Source organism: Pseudolysinimonas sp. (assembly GCF_057350545.1).
Genome location: NZ_JBMRCP010000038.1, coordinates 1 through 2839, shown reverse-complemented (window position 1 = coordinate 2839; position 2839 = coordinate 1). Strand labels below are relative to the sequence as shown.

The following is a 2839-nucleotide window of genomic DNA, read 5'->3' as shown; positions in this document are numbered from 1 at the left end:
TCACGGCGATCGTCGCGATCTCGCTCATCTGGGGCTACCTCTACAACACGCAGTTCGGGCTGCTGAACTACGGGCTCTCCCTCGTCGGGATCGAGCAGGTGCAGTGGCTCTCCGACCCGTGGCTGTCGAAGTTCTCGGTCGCGCTCGTCGCCGTCTGGCGCGGCACGGGGCTCAACATCATCATCTTCCTCGCGGCCCTGCAGAGCGTGCCGAAGGAGTATCTCGAGGCGGCATCCCTCGACGGGGCGGGCGAGGCTCGCACGACGTTCTCGGTCACCATCCCGCTGCTGCGCTTCGCGATCTTCTTCGTCGCGGTGACGACGACGATCGCCTGGCTGCAGTTCTTCGACGAGCCGTTCGTGCTCACCGACGGCGGACCGCTCGGAGCCACGACGTCGGTGAGCATCTTCCTCTACAAGGAGGGCTTCCGGCTCAACCAGTTTGGGTACGCGAGCGCCGGATCGATCGTGCTCTTCGTGATCATCGCGATCATCACCCTCATCCAGCTGCGTCTGCGGAGGGCCGACGATGAGTACTGAACTGCTGCGCTCCCGCCGGGCCGGCACGCGGTCGGGCGCGCGTCGCATGACGGTCGCGATCGGCGCCGTGCTCGCCGTCGGCGCGGTCATCACGGCCTTCCCCTTCTTGTGGATGCTCACGACCTCGCTCAAGCCGCAGCGCGAGTCGATCGACTTCCCGCCGACCGTCGTTCCGCAGGACCCGACGTTCGAGTGGTACGTGCGGCTCTTCACCGAGCTCGACTTCGGCACGTACCTGCGCAACACCGTGATCGTCGTCGCGATCGGCTTCATCGGCCTGCTGTTCATGGCGATGGCGGGCTATGCGTTCGCGAAGTTCGACTTCCGCGGGCGCCGCGGGATGTTCTTCATCGTGCTCGCGACGATGATGATCCCGATCCAGGTCACGATGATCCCGACCTACCTGATCCTCAACGGGCTGAAGCTCACGAACACGCTCGTCGGCATCGCGCTGCCCACACTCGTCGGCGGGTTCAGCATCTTCCTCTTCCGGCAGTTCATGTCGACCATCCCCACCGAGATGCTCGAGGCCGCGCGGCTCGACGGCGCGGGGGAGTTCCGCATCTTCTGGCAGATCGTGCTGCCGATGTCACGGCCGATCCTCGCCGTGCAGGTCGTGCTGACCTTCATCGCCGGCTGGAACAGCTTCCTCTGGCCGCTCATCATCGCGAGCGACCAGAAGCTCTACACGCTCTCGGTCGGGCTCTCGCTGCTCAATCAGCAGCTCGCCGTGAACCCGTCCCTCCAGATGGCGGCGGCGTCGGTGATGGTCGTGCCGATCCTCCTCGTCTTCGTCGTCTTCCAGCGCTACGTGATGCAGGGCTTCGCCCTCTCCGGATTGAAGTGAACTCCGCCATGACCTCCGTTCTCCCCGCGACGTCGACCGCGCCCGCGTTCGCCCCGCGTCCCGCCTCGTTCGACGGGTTCGTGCACGCCCGGCGTGCGAAGCTCGTCGACGGTTCGGGCCGCGACCTCCTGCTGCGCGGCGTCGGACTCGGCAACTGGATGCTGCCCGAGGGCTACATGTGGAAGTTCGGTCCCGGCGCCGAATCGCCGCGCGAGATCGAGGCCCTCGTGTCCCGCCTCGTCGGCCCTGAGCGCGCGGCCGTGTTCTGGGACGGGTTCCGGGATGCCTACATCACCGAGCGGGACATCGCGCTCATCGCGGCGAGCGGCTTCGATCACGTGCGCCTGCCGATCAACAGTCGCGTCATCCAGAACGAGGACGGCGAGCCGGTCGAGGCCGGCTACGCGATGATCGACCGCCTCATCGAGTGGTGCCGCGAGCACCGGCTGTGGGTGCTGCTCGACCTGCACGGCGCGCCCGGCGGGCAGACCGGCACGAACATCGACGACTCCCCGAACAACCTGCCGGAGCTCTTCCTCGAGCCGCGATACCGCGACCTCACGCTGCGGCTGTGGCGCGACCTCGCGACGCGCTACGCGGGAGAGACCGTCGTGATGGGCTACGACCTGCTCAACGAACCGCTGCCGAACGAATGGCAGCACTCGCACGGCGCCGCGCTCGCCGAGCTCTACCGCGACCTCACCGCGGCGATCCGCGAGGTCGACCCCGACCACCTCATCGTCTACGAGGGGGCGCACTGGGCGACCAACTGGAGCATCTTCACCGAGGTGTGGGACGACAACTCCCTCCTGCAATTCCACAAGTACTGGTCGTCGCCCGACACCGCCGCGCTCGCGCCGTTCCTCGAGGCGCGGGAGCGCCTCGGCCTCCCGATCTACATGGGAGAGGGCGGCGAGAACACCCGCGAGTGGCTCTACACCGCGTTCCGGCTCTACGAGACGCACGGCATCGGCTGGAACCTGTGGCCCTGGAAGAAGATCGAGACGACGACATCCCCCGCCTCCGTGCTCGCACCCGACGGCTGGGACGACGTGATCGCGGCGATCGACGACCCAGGCGCCCTCGACTCCGAGCGCGCCTGGGAGATCCTGCAGGCACTGCTCGCGGCGCTGCCGATCGCGGAGTGCCGGTGGCAGCCCCAGGTCGTGGCGGCCGTGACCGGCATCGCGCCGGAGGTCGTGCCGGCGTGGGGGTTCGGCTACCGCGGCGCGGGAGAGTCGTACGCGGTCGCCGACGGTCGCCCGCTGCCCGGCATCCGCGAGGACGACGCCGTGACGCTCGACTGGGCGCCCCCCGGCGACCACGACCCCAACCCGTTCCAGCAGAGCCAGGACGGCCGGCCGTACCTCGACTCGGAGGTCGTCGTCGCGGCGCTCGCCGCGGGCGATTGGCTCGAGTTCGAGCTCGAGCGCGTCTCGGCCGCGGCGACGGT

The 2839-nt window shown here is 68.3% G+C and carries 3 protein-coding genes; all 3 read left to right on the top strand.

Translation table 11 applies throughout. The features are described 5' to 3' along the window. Nucleotides 1–539 (top strand): carbohydrate ABC transporter permease (locus ACO1X9_RS05175; RefSeq protein ID WP_486349762.1); only part of this gene is annotated, 539 nt, incomplete at its 5' end. After that, nucleotides 529–1386, top strand: coding sequence for a carbohydrate ABC transporter permease (locus tag ACO1X9_RS05170; protein ID WP_486349761.1), 858 nt, complete (start codon nucleotides 529–531; stop codon nucleotides 1384–1386). The genes ACO1X9_RS05175 and ACO1X9_RS05170, both read left to right, overlap by 11 nt. A gap of 8 nt (nucleotides 1387–1394) precedes the next feature. Beyond that, the coding region (locus tag ACO1X9_RS05165; RefSeq protein ID WP_486349760.1) for a glycoside hydrolase family 5 protein at nucleotides 1395–2839 on the top strand (1445 nt) is incomplete at its 3' end.

Excerpts from the sequence above, each read along its gene's own strand:
- ACO1X9_RS05170 (WP_486349761.1), top strand. The coding sequence starts at position 529 with ATGAGTACTGAACTGCTGCGCTCCCGCCGGGCCGGCACGCGGTCGGGC.